Origin of the sequence: Microbispora sp. CSR-4 (assembly GCF_008033685.1) — a bacterium.
GTDB lineage: Bacteria > Actinomycetota > Actinomycetes > Streptosporangiales > Streptosporangiaceae > Microbispora.
In genome coordinates, this window is the sequence record NZ_VJVX01000077.1 from 17,182 (window position 1) to 29,833 (window position 12,652).

11 protein-coding genes are annotated in these 12,652 nt (G+C 71.7%); 5 read left to right on the forward strand and 6 right to left on the reverse strand.

Translation table 11 applies throughout. The features are described from left to right. The first annotated feature begins 81 nt into the window (after positions 1-81). Entirely contained in the window at positions 82-1,473 is a 1,392-nt protein-coding gene (locus FLV34_RS35925) for an MFS transporter (RefSeq protein ID WP_261986029.1), read from the forward strand. 30 nt (positions 1,474-1,503) lie between these two features. Here FLV34_RS35925 and gdhA read toward each other — a convergent pair whose 3' ends face one another. Both gdhA and FLV34_RS35935 read right to left on the reverse strand, forming a co-directional pair. Continuing rightward, positions 1,504-2,847 carry an NADP-specific glutamate dehydrogenase gene (gene gdhA / locus FLV34_RS35930; protein ID WP_147945229.1) on the reverse strand — a complete coding sequence of 448 codons (1,344 nt, stop codon included), beginning with the start codon at positions 2,845-2,847 and terminating at the stop codon, positions 1,504-1,506. Positions 2,848-2,916: 69 nt separating this feature from the next. Further along, positions 2,917-3,849: a GNAT family N-acetyltransferase gene (locus tag FLV34_RS35935; RefSeq protein ID WP_261986030.1), complete on the reverse strand. Its 933-nt coding sequence runs from the start codon at positions 3,847-3,849 to the stop codon at positions 2,917-2,919. A gap of 241 nt (positions 3,850-4,090) precedes the next feature. On the opposite strand from FLV34_RS35935, the gene FLV34_RS42945 reads away from it, so the two are divergent. Both FLV34_RS42945 and FLV34_RS35945 read left to right on the forward strand, forming a co-directional pair. After that, entirely contained in the window at positions 4,091-5,947 is a 1,857-nt protein-coding gene (locus FLV34_RS42945; RefSeq protein WP_261986031.1) for a PQQ-dependent sugar dehydrogenase, read from the forward strand. A 325-nt stretch (positions 5,948-6,272) separates the two neighbouring features. Further along, positions 6,273-7,727: a PQQ-dependent sugar dehydrogenase gene (locus FLV34_RS35945; RefSeq protein WP_147945231.1), complete on the forward strand. Its 1,455-nt coding sequence runs from the start codon at positions 6,273-6,275 to the stop codon at positions 7,725-7,727. Between the two features lie 12 nt (positions 7,728-7,739). Here FLV34_RS35945 and FLV34_RS35950 read toward each other — a convergent pair whose 3' ends face one another. Genes FLV34_RS35950 through FLV34_RS40935 form a run of 3 tightly spaced genes read right to left on the reverse strand, consistent with a single transcriptional unit; the run spans position 7,740 to position 9,144 of the window. Continuing rightward, positions 7,740-8,513, reverse strand: coding sequence for a thioesterase family protein (locus FLV34_RS35950; RefSeq protein WP_168065585.1), 774 nt, complete (start codon positions 8,511-8,513; stop codon positions 7,740-7,742). 52 nt (positions 8,514-8,565) lie between these two features. Next, positions 8,566-8,940, reverse strand: coding sequence for a signal peptidase I (locus tag FLV34_RS35955; protein WP_205829802.1), 375 nt, complete (start codon positions 8,938-8,940; stop codon positions 8,566-8,568). Positions 8,941-8,967: 27 nt separating this feature from the next. Further along, positions 8,968-9,144, reverse strand: coding sequence for a HEAT repeat domain-containing protein (locus tag FLV34_RS40935; RefSeq protein ID WP_168065587.1), 177 nt, complete (start codon positions 9,142-9,144; stop codon positions 8,968-8,970). A gap of 181 nt (positions 9,145-9,325) precedes the next feature. Here FLV34_RS40935 and FLV34_RS35960 point away from each other — a divergent pair, with 181 nt between their 5' ends. Further along, positions 9,326-10,300, forward strand: coding sequence for an aldo/keto reductase (locus FLV34_RS35960; protein WP_147945233.1), 975 nt, complete (start codon positions 9,326-9,328; stop codon positions 10,298-10,300). A gap of 76 nt (positions 10,301-10,376) precedes the next feature. On the opposite strand, the gene FLV34_RS35965 is transcribed toward FLV34_RS35960, so the two are convergent. Continuing rightward, positions 10,377-11,675: a TIGR04013 family B12-binding domain/radical SAM domain-containing protein gene (locus FLV34_RS35965; protein ID WP_261986032.1), complete on the reverse strand. Its 1,299-nt coding sequence runs from the start codon at positions 11,673-11,675 to the stop codon at positions 10,377-10,379. A 644-nt stretch (positions 11,676-12,319) separates the two neighbouring features. Here FLV34_RS35965 and FLV34_RS35970 point away from each other — a divergent pair. Beyond that, positions 12,320-12,652, forward strand: a 333-nt coding sequence (locus FLV34_RS35970; protein ID WP_147945235.1) for an endo-1,4-beta-xylanase, incomplete at its 3' end; no start/stop codon positions are given.

The following is a 12,652-nucleotide window of genomic DNA, read 5'->3' on the forward strand; positions in this document are numbered from 1 at the left end:
CGACCGCGTTGCCAGGTGGTGTCAGTACCAGTATCCGCAGGCTCTCGTTACCGGTATCGCGGCGGCGGCATCGTTGCCGCCATGACAACTGTGACCACCCGCGCGCCGGCCGCGCGGCGAACATCGCCCGCCCTGCTGCTCGGCGTCATCCTGGCGGGGCAGTTCATGGCCGTCCTCGACGTCAGCATCGTCAACGTCGCCGCGCCCACGATGCGCACCGACCTCGGGGCGACCGGCTCCGGGCTGCAACTCGTCATCTCCGGATACACCGTGGTGTACGCCATGCTGCTGATCACCGGGGCGCGCCTCGGAGGCCTGATCGGCTATCGGCGGCTGTTCCTCACCGGGCTCGCCGTGTTCACGGCGGCGTCGCTGATGTGCGGGCTCGCCCCGTCGACCGGCGTGCTGATCGCCTTCCGGCTCGTGCAGGGCGCGGGAGCCGCCCTGATGGTGCCCCAGGTGCTCAGCCTGATCCAGGTCACCTTCGACGGCGCCTCACGGGGGCGGGCGCTCGGCGTCTACGCCACGGTCATCTCGACCGGCGCGGTCGTCGGGCAGGTGCTCGGCGGGCTGCTGGTGACCGCGGACCTGTTCGGCACGGCCTGGCGGCCGGTCTTCCTCGTCAACGTGCCGATCGGGCTCGCGCTGCTCGCCGTCGGCGCCCGGACGCTGCCCGCCGCGCACGTGCGGCGGGAGCAGGGCCTCGACGTGCCCGGCCTGGTCACCCTGTCGCTCGCCGTCTGCCTGCTGGTCGTGCCGCTCGTGCTCGGGCACGAGGAGCACTGGCCGCTGTGGGGGTGGATCGCGATGAGCCTGTCGGTTCTCGCGTTCTGCGCGTTCCTGGTCGTGGAGCGGCGCGCGGCGCATCCGCTCGTCCCCGGCCGCCTGCTGCGCGCCCCCGGGGTGGCCGCCGCCGCGTCCGGCATCTTCCTCGTGATGGCGGCCTACGGCGGCTGGCTGTTCGCCATGGCCCTCCACCTCCAGGGCGGTCTCGGCGACAGCGCCCTGCGGTCGGGCTGCCTGTTCATCCCCGCCGCCGGCGCCTTCGCGCTGACCAGCCTCAACTGGAAGCGGCTGCCGGCCCGCCTGCACCGGCCGGTGATCGTCGCGTCCGCCGTCGCCGCCGCCGCGGGCGAGCTGGCCCTGGCGGCGGCGCTGTCCGGCGGCGGCCACGGCGAGCCGCTGCTGGAGATCGGCTTCGCGGCCATCGGGGCCGGCATGGCGGGCGCGTTCAGCCCGCTCATGGCGGTGGCACTGGCCCGGGTCGCGCCCGCCGACGCGGCCGACGCCAGCGGCCTGATGGCGATGATGCTCCAGCTCGGCCAGGTCGTCGGCGTGGCCGTCTTCGGCACGCTGTTCCTCAGCCTCGCCCCGTCGGCGCACGCCGCCACGGTGACCTCGCTGTGGCTGGCCGCGGTCTGCCTGGCCGCGGGCGGGTGCGCGCTGCCCCTCCTGCACCGCGACCGGGGATGACCACCCGGCGGACACATCCAAAGCTCAGATTCAGATGAGGCCGAGGGCGAGCATCGCGTCCGCGACCCTCCGGAAGCCGTCGATGTTCGCACCGGCCACGTAGTCGCCCGGCATGCCGTACGCGTCGGCGGTCTCCAGGCAGCGGGCGTGGATGTCGCCCATGATCTCCTGGAGCCGCCGCTCGGAGAACTCGAACGTCCACGAGTCGCGGCTGGCGTTCTGCTGCATCTCAAGGGCGCTGGTGGCCACGCCGCCCGCATTGGCGGCCTTGCCGGGGCCGAAGGCCACCCCGGCCTCCTGGAACACCCGGATGCCCTCGGGCGTGGTCGGCATGTTGGCGCCCTCGCCGACCGCGACGCATCCGCCCCGCACGAGCGTCTCGGCGTCCTTGCGGGTGATCTCGTTCTGCGTCGCCGACGGCAGCGCCACCTCGCAGGGCACCTCCCACACGCTGCGCCCGGCGACGTACGCCGCCTCGCCGCCGCGGCGCTCGGCGTACGCGCTGAGGCGGCGCCGCTCGACCTCCTTGACCTGCTTGAGGAGGTCGAGGTCGATGCCCTTCTCGTCCACCACATAGCCGGAGGAGTCGGAGCAGGCCACGACGACGCCGCCCAGCTCGCTCACCTTCTCGATGGCGTAGACGGCGACGTTGCCCGCGCCCGAGACGACCGTCCGCTTGCCGTCGAACGACGTGCCCCGGGCCTTGAGCATCTCCTCCACGAAGAACGCGCAGCCGTAGCCGGTGGCCTCGGTGCGCACCTGGGCGCCGCCGTACGCCAGGCCCTTGCCGGTGATCACGCCCGACTCGTACCGGTTGGTGATGCGCTTGTACTGGCCGAACAGGTAGCCGATCTCCCGTCCCCCGACGCCGATGTCCCCCGCAGGCACGTCGGTGTTCTCGCCCAGGTGCCGATAGAGCTCGGTCATGAAGCTCTGGCAGAAGCGCATGATCTCCCGGTCGGAACGGCCCTTCGGGTCGAAGTCCGAGCCGCCCTTGCCCGCGCCGATCGGCAGGCCGGTCAGGCTGTTCTTGAAGATCTGCTCGACCGCCAGGAACTTGATGATGCCGAGATAGACGGAGGGGTGGAAGCGCAGGCCGCCCTTGTAGGGCCCGAGCGCGCTGTTGAACTCGACCCGGAAGCCGCGGTTGATGTGCACCTCGCCCCGATCGTCCTCCCAGGGCACCCGGAAGATGATCTGGCGCTCCGGCTCGAAGATCCGCTCGATGATCTTCTGCTCCGCATACTCGGGGTGCTTGCCGAGCACCGGGCCGATGCTCTCCAGCACCTCGCGCACCGCCTGATGGAACTCGGTCTCACCGGGGTTTCGGCGCAGGACGTTGTCATAGACGCCCTCGAGCCTCTCGTGCAGCATCAACTCTCCTCGCTATCCGATTCCTCCCTATTTCACACTAGGCCTCTCATAGTTGTGAGCAACATGGTCTCAAGATCCGGGACGGACAAGGGCCCGCCAGACGTCGATGACGAGCACCGGGCGCATGCCGGCCGACCGATAGAGGCCGAGCGCGGGAGTGGTGTTGCCACCGTCGACGTGCAGGATCGTGCCCACCCGCCCGCGCCGCTCGTCGGCCTCGAAGGCACGTGTGAGCAGCAGCCGGCCGAGACCACGCCCGCGGAAGGCGGGCCGCACCGCCAGAGTGCGGACGTAGCCGCAGTTCTCGTCGGACACGAAGTGGTTCGTGCCGAGCAGCATGGCCGCCGGCTCGCCGTGGACCCGGGCCAGCAAGAGCTGCGTCCAGTCGTTCGCGCTGGACGCCTCCATCTCGTCGGCCCATTCCTCGAACGCCTTCGGCACGAAGCCGAAGTGCTCGGCGAAGCCCTCCTGCTGGACGGCGTGCGCGGCGCGCAGCACCCCCTCGTCGTCGGGCGAGCCGGTCTCGACCGTGACCCCCGGCAGGAACAGGGGCCGCACACCCGCATGGTCGGCGCGCATCCGCAGGAAGCCCGTCGCGGGCGCGAAGCCGCGCTCCTTGGCCATCTCGCGCATGGCCGTGTCCTGCTCGTAGACGCTGACGTCCACGACGGCGTGGTCGTGCCCGGCCTCGCGGGCGAGGTCGCCGGCCCGCCCGAGCACCAGGTCCCACACCAGGGCGGCCGCGCCGGGCTCGCGCGCCTGCACCTCGACGTCCACGTTGTCGCTCGTGCCCTTGCGCCGCGCGTGACCCCAGCCGAGGAGCCGCCCGCCCGAACGGACCACCCAGCTGTCGTGCTCCAGGTCGAGCTCGCCGAGGGTGTCGGCGACGTCGTCGAGTGTCCGGTCGGGCTTCCCGGTCACGTCGATGTCGTGCTCGGCGACCAGTTCGTGGATGGCCGCCGCGTCGGCGGCCGCCGGCCGCCGGATCTCGTAGTCGTTCACGCCGCCTTTTGTACGCATCGGGACTTGTGACCGGCTTGCCGCTGAATTGGGGACGCCTGGCAGACCAACCGCCGCGAAGCCTGAAAGTTTCCTCGCCCGGGCCCCGGCGGCGGACGAACGCGCAGGCCGGCGCGTGGGTCCGCGCGCGGGCCTACGCCGGGCGATTGCCAGGGGCGCGGCGAACGCTTTCGCTGGTTGACGAGCGACATGCGGACCCCGTCCCCTCCCCCGGGAGCACGTGATGCCCAAGCGTCTGTCCGCGGCACTCGCGGCCGTCCTCTGCGCCATGACCGCCGCCGCCGCGCTCGTCGTGACCCGGCCTGCCCCCGCGGGCGCCGCGGTCACCGGCGGATTCGACTTCACCAGGCCGCAGGTCGCCGTCACGGGGCTGCGGTCCCCGTGGGGCCTGGCCTTCCTGCCGGACCGCACCGCCCTCGTGACCGAACGCACCACGGCGCGGATCTGGCGGGTGTCTCCGGGATCCACCCCCGCCCTGGTGACCATCATCCCGAACGTGTACCCGGCGGGCGACGGCGGCCTTCTCGGCATCGCCCTGTCCCCTGCCTTCGTCCAGGACCAGACGGTCTACGTCTACTTCTCCACCTCCTCCGACAACCGCGTGGTCCGGTTCCACTGGAGCAACCCCAGCGCACAGCAGGTCGTCCTCGCCGGCATTCCCCGCGGCCTGACCGGCAACGGCGGGCGGATCGCGTTCGGCCCCGACGGCATGCTGTACGTCTCCACCGGCGACGCCGGAATCCCCGGCTATGCGCAGAGCTCGGGGAACCTGGCCGGAAAGATCCTGCGTATAAGGCCCGACGGCTCGATCCCACCGGACAACCCGTTCTCCGGCTCGCCCGTCTACAGCTACGGCCACCGCAACGTGCAGGGCCTCGCCTGGGACACCGGCGGCCGGATGTACGCCACCGAGTTCGGCGCGGACGCCTGGGACGAGCTCAACGCCATCGTCCCGGGAGGCAACTACGGCTGGCCGGTCTGCGAGGGCGTCTGCGGCGACCCGCGCGTGCGCGAACCGCTCGTGACCTGGCACCCGGCCGAGGCGTCGCCCAGCGGCCTCGCGTACGCCAACGGGATGCTCTTCGCCGCGGCCCTGCGCGGCACGCGGCTGTGGGCGGTGCCGGTCGCGGGCGGCAGCATCGTGGGCACCCCGGTGGTCGAGCTGCAGGGATGGTTCGGGCGGCTGCGCACCGTGGCCCTCGGCCCGGACGGCTGGCTCTGGGTGACGACGAGCAACTACGACAGCGGCGGGACCCCTGTCTCCAGCGACGACCGGATCATCCGGATCCCGCCCGTCGGCGACGCGTGGCCACCGTCGAGCCCGTCGCCCTCGGGCGGGCCCCCGCTGTCACCATCGCCCTCGGGCGGGCCCCCGCTGTCACCGTCGCCCTCGCCGTCGGGGGCCCCGTCGCCCTCGCCGTCCGGCGGTGCCGGCGGTGGCGGCGGTGCCGGCGGGCCGTGCCCCTCGCCTGCTCCTTCGCCGGTGGAGTCCCCCAGCCCGTCGCCGACTCCCAGCCCCTCGGCGTCCCCGTCGCCGAGCGCGTCCCCGTCGCCGAGCGCGTCCGCGTCGTCCAGCCCGTCACCGTCACCATCGGACTCTCCGAGCCCTTCCCCAAGCCCTTCCCCGACCCCGACCCCGTCGCCGAGTGTCTCACCGTGCCCCTCTCCGACGCCCAGCCCCTCACCATCGCCTTCCCCGTCTCCCAGTCCTTCTCCGTCTCCCAGTCCCTCGCCGTCTCCTTCACCATCTCCGAGCCCGTCGCCGTCGCCCAGTGCCCCGGGCACACGCTCGTGCGAGGCGACCGTCCGTTTCATCCCCTCGTGGGCGAGGCCCCCCTGGGGCGAGCTGACGGTGCGGAACACGGGAACGCTGCCCATCTCCTCGTGGATTGTCACCTTCACGGTCCCCAACGGCCTAACCTACGTGCTGGCGGCGAACGGCCGCATTCCGCCGGGAGGCCCGGCGATCTTCGCCTCGACCGGCCTGCTCATGCCGGGAGCGGCGGTGACGACGACGTTCGCGATCGGCTGGACCAATGGCAACGTCGAGGCGCCGGAGGTCACCTGCACGCCCACCTGACCCCTGTCCGTGCTCCCCGATGAGACAAGCGCTGACGAGCCGAGCGCTGACGAGCCGCGTGTGCGGGCCCGAACGGGTCCGCACACGCGAACACGGTCGCCGTGGGCGGCAGAGGCTGCCGGAAAACTTTCGTGATCCGTGAAATTTTCCTGGCCCTGACCGCCGTGCCGATGCGTGGCACACGCACAAGACGCTGGTCATGGGGAAACGGCGGGATCGTGACGTGCAAACGATCGCCCCGTTCGTCGCACGGTGATTGCACCGGGCCCGGGCGCCGCGTTCGATGGGGCACGAGCCGGATCCCGACGTCTGACCTGGAGCCCTGATGCCCAAGCGTCTCGCCGCGGCAGTCGCGACCACCCTCAGCGCCGTCACCGCCGCCGCCGCACTCGTCGTGACCCAGCCGCTCCCCACGAGCGCGGCGACCGGCGGGTTCGACTTCACTCGCGCGCAGGTCGCCACGACCGGACTTCAGGTCCCCTGGGGCATCGCCTTCCTGCCGGACGGCAGCGCCCTCGTCTCCGAACGCGACACCGCCACCATCGCCCAGGTGCGTCCCGGATCGGCCCCGACGCGGGTGGCCACCGTCCCGAACGTTGCGCCGCAGGGTGAGGGCGGCCTGCTCGGCATCGCGGTCTCCCCCACCTACGCCCAGGACCAGTGGGTCTACGCCTACTTCAGCTCCGCGTCCGACAACCGGGTGGTCCGGTTCCGCCTCAACGCCCCGCAGATCCAGCAGGTGATCCTCTCCGGCATCCCCCGCGCCCAGTTCCACAACGGCGGGCGCATCGCCTTCGGCCCGGACGGCATGCTGTACGTGACCACGGGAGACGCCGGCACCTCCGCCAACGCCCAGAACCTCAACAGCCCGGGCGGCAAGATCCTGCGGATGCGCCCCGACGGCACGGTCCCTGCGGACAACCCGATCTCCGGTTCCCGCGTTTACAGCTACGGCCACCGCAACGTCCAGGGCATCGCCTGGGACGAGAACGGCCGGCTGTACGCCACGGAGTTCGGCCAGAACACCTGGGACGAGATCAACTACATCCAGCCGGGCCGCAACTACGGCTGGCCGACCTGCGAGGGTGTGTGCAGCGACTCGCGCTTCACCAATCCCATCCAGACCTGGAGCACCTCCGAGTCCTCCCCGAGCGGTCTCGCGTACGCCAACGGCACGCTGTTCGCCGCGGCCCTGGGCGGCAAGCGGTTGTGGACCCTGCCGGTCGGCGCCGGCAGCAGGACGGGCAACGCGGCGGCCGAGTTCCAGGGGACGTACGGACGGCTGCGGATCGCGGCCGTGGGCCCGGACGGCTGGCTCTGGGTGGCGACGAGCAACCGCGACGGCAGAGGTGCCCCCACCGGCGACGACGACCGCATCATCCGCGTGCCGCCCGCGGGCGGGTCGTCGCCCAGCCCCTCGGCGTCACCCGGCCCCACGGTCTCGCCCAGCGCCTCGCCGGCGGCAGGTAGGCGCGCGTGCTCCGCGGCGTACGAGATCTCCAACCAGTGGCCGGGCGGCTTCCAGGGCGGGCTGACGGTGCGCAATTCCGGAAGCGTGCCCATCTCCTCCTGGACGGTCACCTTCACCTTCCCCAACGGCCAGAGCATCACCCAGCTGTGGGGCGGCCGCTACACGCAGTCGGGATCCACGGTGACCGTCACCAACGAGTCCTGGAACGGCTCCCTCGAACCGGGCGCGGCCACGACGGCCGGCTTCACCGGAAGCTGGACAGGCGGCGCCAACGGAACCCCGGCGCCCGTCACCTGCACGGCGTCGTGACGCCCGCCCGAGTCAGCGTGGCCCGACGAACAGCGTCTGCGTGGCCGTGCCGACCTCACCGGACTGGTCGAACAGTGTGGTGCGGGTGAGGCCGCGGCCACGCGGACCGATCGTCGTGGCCGCGTCCAGGCAGATCCACTCCCCCTCCGGTGCGCGGAAGAGCGAGATGGCGAGGTCCACGTTGGCGAAAAGGTAGGCGTCGAAGTCCAGGACACCGCTGATGCCGTTGCCGCTGTCGGCGAACATCGCGAGCCGTTCCAACGGCGTGATCTCCGCACCGTCGACGAGCGGCACCCGCGCCCTGCCCCACGCGACCGCGGGCCCGGCCTCGTCCGGGGACCCCTTGACGAACCGCCAGTCCGTGGCCCTGCCATACCCGAAGCCCCGCGCGATCCACGACTCCGTGTCGGCCTGGGCCGGTGGCGGGACCGGCGCGGGCGGCGGTGCGGCACCGTTCGCCGGGCTCTCGGCCTCCCTGATGCGCCACGCGGTCGCCCTGACCAGCTCACGCCCGCCGGATGTGACGGACGCGCCGAGGCACTGCACGCGCCTGCCGTCCCTGATCACTTCGGCGCGCACCTCCACTTCCGCGACCGGGACAGGGGCGAACACGTCCACCGCCAGCCGGGCCAGGGGAAGGCCGGGGAAACGGCCCGGAAGGCGGTCGAGCTCGTGCACCAGCAGCGCGGTGACGGGGCCCATGTGCTGCTGCCGCGGATCCCACGGTCCCTGGGTGTGCTCCGTCGCCTGATACCGGCCCTGGCCGAGGGGGACGTACATCGCCATGGAACGAGATTCTAGAGACGGCTCCACGGGCCCCATCAGCCGCGGAGTCGTCCTACTCGGAGCCCGCGCCCGAGACCGCGTATCCCGGGATCGACGGCCACCGGACGGTGAGCACCACCGACTCCTCCTCGGCATACCAGGAGTGATCCACCCCGTGGCCCCACACCACGTAGTCGCCCTGTTTCTCCAGCACCACGCTCCGCCCGGGCAGCTCGACGCGGAAACGCCCGCTGATCAGCACGAGGAGCGCGGTGCGCCGCTCGCCGGTGACCCATTCCGCCCGCCGGTCACCCTGGGGATGCGCACACCACTTGATCTCGACCTCGTCGCTGTGCCGCACATCGCCCACGGGCTTGAAATGCCCCAGCAGCCACCCGCGGTCGGCGGGCCCGTCCAGATGCGCGTTCCCCACGTACACGTTCTCCATCACAGCCCCGCACGCTAGCGGAGCCGTTCACGACCCGCGGACGGGCCTGGGCGCGGTCCTGCGGTGAATCGGCCCGCCGGGGGCGTACCACCCTGCCTTCTTGCGTACGGCGGACGACGGGTCGTCGAGCATGGCGGTCAACTCGTCCAGCGCCTCTTCGACGAGCAGATGGTCGAGCAGCCTGCAGCATTGCTCGCGTACCACGGGACGAGGGGCCGGCCGCCGGCGAGTTCGCCCGCCGGATGCGCGACCTGACCACCCGGGCCCGGCGGCTCTCGCCCCGGCCGGTCGACTGCACCGCGCTGCGCTGGTGACGCTCCGATCCAGGCGTCCGGCGGGCACCCCGTCCCGCCAGGGGCGATGATGGGACAAATAGGGTGCTGTCATGGAGTATCGACGACTTGGCACCACCGGCATGAAGGTCAGCCGGATCTGTCTCGGCATGATGAGCTACGGCGACCCGGCCAAGCTGGGCGGCTGGGCCCTGGACGAGGAGCAGGCCGAGCCCATCGTGCGCAAGGCGGCCGAAGGCGGCGTGACCTTCTTCGACACCGCCGACGTCTACTCGGGAGGCGTCAGCGAGGAGGTCACCGGGCGGCTGCTGCGCAAGATCTTCGCTCGCCGCGACGACTATGTGCTGGCCACCAAGGTCTACTTCCCGATGGGCGAGGGCCGCAACGACTACGGCCTGTCCCGCAAGCACGTCATGTCGGCCATCGACGCCTCCCTCGCCCGCCTCGGCACCGACTACGTGGACCTGTACCAAATCCACCGCTGGGACGCCGAGACGCCGATCGAGGAGACCATGGAGGCGCTCCACGACATCGTTAAGGCCGGCAAGGCCCGCTACATCGGCGCCTCCAGCATGTGGGCGTGGCAGTTCGCCAAGGCCCAGCACACCGCGGACACGCACGGCTGGACCCGGTTCGTCTCGATGCAGAACCACTACAACCTGCTGCACCGCGAGGAGGAGCGGGAGATGATCCCGCAGTGCGTCGACCAGGGCGTGGGCCTCATCCCGTGGAGCCCGCTCGCGCGCGGCCTGCTCGCCCGCGCGGGCAGGAAGGCCGACACCGTGCGGCAGGTCGGCGACGGCGCCAGGCAGGAGCAGCTGTACGGCGGTCCCGCCGACGAGGCGATCCTGGAGCGGGTGGCGCGCACCGCCGAGGAGCGGGGCGTCTCCCCCGCGACCCTCTCCCTCGCGTGGCTGCTCAGCCGCCCGGGTGTCACCGCTCCGATCGTCGGCGCGACCAAGGAGCACCACGTGGACGACGCCCTCGCCGCGGTCGAGCTGAAGCTCACCGACGAGGAGATCGCCTTCCTCGAGGAGCCGTACCAGGCCCGGCCGCAGCGGTTCTGACCATGCGACCCCCGATCGAGGCCTCCTCTCGCCGGGGCCCGGCAACGGCCCGGCGGGCGGGGGTCCGGGGGTCTCCTCAGCCGCCGGTCGTGCGGCGGCGCCGGGCCCGGCGCGGGTAGGCCTTGGCCGTCTCGGCCAGCCGCGCCGCGTGCTCGGCCTGCTTGCGCCAGTGCCCGTACGCGTCGCCGCGCTGCGCGAGCCGGTCCAGCTCACGCATCGTCGCCAGCGGGATGAACGCGGGCTCGGCGTCCCGCCACGGCGTGCCGGGCAGCGGCATGAACGTGTGGGTGTGGATGCGCGCCCCGAGATCGGCGAGGTCGGCGGCGAGCCGCAGCGACGCGTCCTGGTCCTCCGGCGACTCACCGGGCAGCCCGAAGATGAAGTCGACGTTCGGGCGGAAGCCGTGTTCCACGGCGATCCGTACGGCGTCGCGCACCGGCTCGCTGCCATGACCGCGACCTGCCGCGGCCAGCACGCGGTCGGAGCCCGACTGCGCGCCGATGATGATGTTGTCGTTGGCCACGTAACGCTTGAGCAGCCGCATCGCCTCCGGCGTCACGTGCTCGGGACGGATCTCCGAGGGGAAACTGCCGAAGAACACCCGCCCGTTCGCCGGCAGCTCCTCTTTCACGCCCGCCAGCAGTTCCTCCACGGCGTCCAGCGCCGGCTCCGGCCCCTGCGTGCCGTACGAGAGTGAGGTAGGGGTGATGAAACGGACGTCCCGCAGGCCGTGGGCGGCCATCCGGCGGACGTGCTCGCGCACGCTGTCCACGCTGCGGTGCCGGAACCTGCCGCCGAACATGAAGGGCGTCTGACAGAAACGGCACGTGTAGGCGCAGCCCCTCGTGATCTCGATGGGCCCGAAGTGGCGGCGCCGGTCGGGGAAGGACGGGAAGGCGTCCAGCGGTAACTGCGGGGCCGGTGGCGTGCGCAGCGCCACACCGTCGCCGTCGCGCACCGCCAGCCCGGGCACGCCGGTGAGCGGCCGGTCCGCGCGCAGCGCCTCGACCAGCGCGACGATCGTCGGCTCCCCCTCGCCGATCGCGGCGAGGTCCCAGCCGGCGTCGATGACCTGCTGCGGCTCGGCGGTGGCGTGCACCCCTCCGGCGATGTGCAGGACGCGGGGGTCGTCGGCGAGTGCCCGCACGGTGGCCAGCTCGGCCGCCATCGCCTCGGCGTCCGGCGAGTAGAACGACCACAGGACCAGGACGCGGTCCGCGCGGCTGGCCGCGATGTGCTCCGCGGTCTCCCCGGGAGTGGTCCCGAGCCTCAGGTCGCACTCGGCCTTCGCCGTTTCGAGCGCGCCGAGCAGCGCGTTGACGCCGTACGTCACGGCCTTGCGATAGCGGACCACCACGGACACTTCCACGCTCACCCTGGCAGGGTAGTGCCATCGTCCCGTTCTCCCGCACCGGTGATCGCCGAGCGCGATACTCGCGCGCCGGCCGAGCATCTCCGGCTTTCGGCGGACGACCGGGCCGGCGGCGGAAGGCCGCGTCGCCGGTGACCATGGGCGCTCACAATGACTCTTCCGATCGGCTCTCCTCTCCATCAGGGTGCGTGGAGGTGGTGTGGGGCGGAGCCAATACGAGACGGAGAACCCTTGTCAAGGGTCTTGATACCGGGCCGCGTCACCACCGGGATCCGGGCGCGGCCCAACTGGGCGTTGTCGCGGCGACCCGGGAGACCGGCGAAAGGCCGGTCGTGAAACTTTCATCTAACCTTCCCGGCTGGCACACCAGGCTGCCGAAACTTTCAAAGCATAGATGCCGACCGCTTAACCGATTCCGCACCCCAGGAATGAGCAGGTCGTCCGAAAGTTTCTGGTAAAGCCTTGACAAGTTTCGGCGAGGTTTCCACACTGATCCTCCGAGGCGGTCCCCGGCCCCAAGTGGTGGTGCACGGCAGGGGGCCGCCGATCACGACGCCCCGGTGGTGTGCGCCCTCGAGCGACGAGGCGCGGCGTCGGTCTCACGGGAACCCCTCGCGTTCCCCCAGGTGATCTATGGAGGCTCAGACATGGGCGAAAACATCGTGCCGCCGCCCGGAACCCGGCTGCGCCGGGCTCTGGTCGCCGGCGCTGTCGGCGTACTCACCGCGGCCGCGGCCGCGGTGGCGGTGTCGGTGCCGGCTCCCGCCGGCGCGGCGGAGAGCACGCTGGCCGCGGCGGCCGCGCAGAGCGGCCGCTACTTCGGCACCGCCATCGCCAGCGGCAAGCTCGGCGACGGGAACTACACGAACATCGCGAACCGCGAGTTCAACATGATCACGGCCGAGAACGAGATGAAGATCGACGCGACTGAGCCGAACCAGGGTCAGTTCAACTTCACCAACGCCGACCGGATCTACAAC

Excerpts from the sequence above, each read along its gene's own strand:
- FLV34_RS35960 (WP_147945233.1), top strand. The coding sequence starts at position 9,326 with ATGGAGTATCGACGACTTGGCACCACCGGCATGAAGGTCAGCCGGATC.
- FLV34_RS35945 (WP_147945231.1), top strand. The coding sequence starts at position 6,273 with ATGCCCAAGCGTCTCGCCGCGGCAGTCGCGACCACCCTCAGCGCCGTC.
- FLV34_RS42945 (WP_261986031.1), top strand. The coding sequence starts at position 4,091 with ATGCCCAAGCGTCTGTCCGCGGCACTCGCGGCCGTCCTCTGCGCCATG.
- FLV34_RS35955 (WP_205829802.1), bottom strand. The coding sequence starts at position 8,940 with ATGGAGAACGTGTACGTGGGGAACGCGCATCTGGACGGGCCCGCCGAC.
- FLV34_RS35950 (WP_168065585.1), bottom strand. The coding sequence starts at position 8,513 with ATGGCGATGTACGTCCCCCTCGGCCAGGGCCGGTATCAGGCGACGGAG.
- gdhA (WP_147945229.1), bottom strand. The coding sequence starts at position 2,847 with ATGCTGCACGAGAGGCTCGAGGGCGTCTATGACAACGTCCTGCGCCGA.
- FLV34_RS35925 (WP_261986029.1), top strand. The coding sequence starts at position 82 with ATGACAACTGTGACCACCCGCGCGCCGGCCGCGCGGCGAACATCGCCC.